At 35.6% G+C, this 1,923-nt stretch carries 2 protein-coding genes; both read right to left on the reverse strand.

The window, feature by feature from the left end; all coding sequences use genetic code 11:
• A partial coding sequence (locus ACFINR_RS09240; RefSeq protein WP_375654223.1) for a DnaB-like helicase N-terminal domain-containing protein occupies positions 1–612 on the reverse strand: 612 nt, incomplete at its 3' end.
• A 359-nt stretch (positions 613–971) separates the two neighbouring features.
• Positions 972–1,853 (reverse strand): hypothetical protein, encoded by an 882-nt coding sequence (locus ACFINR_RS09245; RefSeq protein WP_375632886.1) that lies wholly within the window; start codon positions 1,851–1,853, stop codon positions 972–974.
• Positions 1,854–1,923: the final 70 nt, after the last annotated feature.

Consider the following 1,923-nt stretch of genomic DNA (forward strand, 5'->3'; position numbering starts at 1 on the left):
GGTAGCTATCCCTGAGAGCTGTGAGGAACGCTTTTTTGCAGCGCTTGCCATGTTAAGTGCTTTTGCAATGGCTGTATTAAAGTTTTCAAACCCACCCCCATATTTTCCTTTTTCTGCCAATTCAAACAACTGATTTTCAACAGTTTCAATTTGTTGTGATGTTGTAAGTTCTACAGAAACATCATAAGCTCTATTCACAACTTGAGTGCCAAGGTTAATTAAAGAGCGTCGGATAAACAGATCATAAATGACACTCCCATAATCTTTGGTATTAATGATTGTTACAGCTTCTTTAGCTAAACGCACCACGTAATTATATACAGTGATGTCACCAATTTTCGCATCATTTTCAACAAAGGGCTTAATAGTAATGGGATCTGCAACTTTTCCATTTTGAATAATTTGTGAAATGATATCAAAAAGCTTTTGATGCAACGGTTCAAAAAAGTGCTCTGCTTTTAAAAAATCAGAAACGCTATCAAGAGCATTATTATTGATAATGATAGCACCCAGCAAAGCTTTCTCTGCTTCAATATTATGGGGCAGTTGACGAAAAGAAGATTGTTCTTCTGTTTGAAAAGAAGGTAAATTAACAGCGTTCATTTTATTCATTATGATTTAAATTGATTTGATAAATGATAATTATAAATCACTGAATCTACAGTGTGAATCCCATTTTTATTTTACTTAACAGCTTGCTTTTTGATACGTTTTGTGCAATAAAGAGATGTTCTTTTATATTTCGGTTATTTCTTTTAATCGTTTATTTAGATCGCTAGCTGTTTTGATAATAAAAGCCGTATCAATTCATTTTGATGCGGTTTTTATGTATTAAGGCTTGCATTTTTACACGTTTTGTGTAATATACTTTAACATTTAAAATGTATAAGTTTCCAGTTGCAAACAAAAGCCGTGTCTTAAAAGGACGCGGCTTTTTTGCTATAAAGCAGCCCCCCGCCCCGTTATTTTATTTACGCTGCTTTGTTTGTGCTTTGTTCACTACCATCAGTATCATCACAAATCTTTTGCTTGCCATTAATTACAGCGTTGCCAGAGATTTTTACACCCTCTTCAATAATAGACCTATTAGAAACACACGCATCATCATAAATTTCTGCTTTTTCATAAATACGAGCATTCTCATAAACACGGGCATTGCCATAAATCTTGACATTTTTGTAGACAAGCGCTTTACCATAAACCCTAGCATGATCAAAAATATGAGAACCTTCGTATACGCAAGAAGACCCTGATACTTTTGCATTGCCATAAACAAAGCCCTTCACATAAGCACTATGCCAAACCTTGGCATTGTCATAAATTTTTGCCTCTATACTAATAAAAGCTTTTCCATAAACCACGGCATTATCACAAACTTGACCACAAACCTTAGCATGATCATAAACCTTGGCATTGCCATTAACCACACACTTGCCATAAACCCACCCCTTGCCACGAAACCACATGGTACCACTAATACTAGCATTATCAAAAATCTTAGCATTGCCATAAACATGGGTATCACGACCATAAACCTTGGCTTTATCACTCACTACAACGTTACCATAAACTTTAGCATTTTGAGCAATAACGGCTTCATTACGTATTTTAGCATTTTCACTAACGACAGCATCATATGCTGCAATAGCATCATCATACACCCAGCAATTCCCATCATGAGAGAGGTTATCTTCCTTCTCAATAAAACCACCAAGGTCACCAGCCTTGACATCATCGAAATCCCTTAATGCGCGTATGCGATAAAAGTATCTAGGTTGACGGGTTTCTGCATCGTAAACTTTTTTTATTTCGTCTATAATTTCATATTTTTTAGATACAGTTTTAGTGGTCATAGGTAGCTCCCTAATCTAATATTCAAACAAATTTTTAAATGAAATGGTTATAAGGAGGCGCCCCCGCCGC

It is taken from the genome of Bartonella sp. AP19HLJMH (genome assembly GCF_042196245.1).
Taxonomy (GTDB): Bacteria; Pseudomonadota; Alphaproteobacteria; order Rhizobiales; family Rhizobiaceae; genus Bartonella.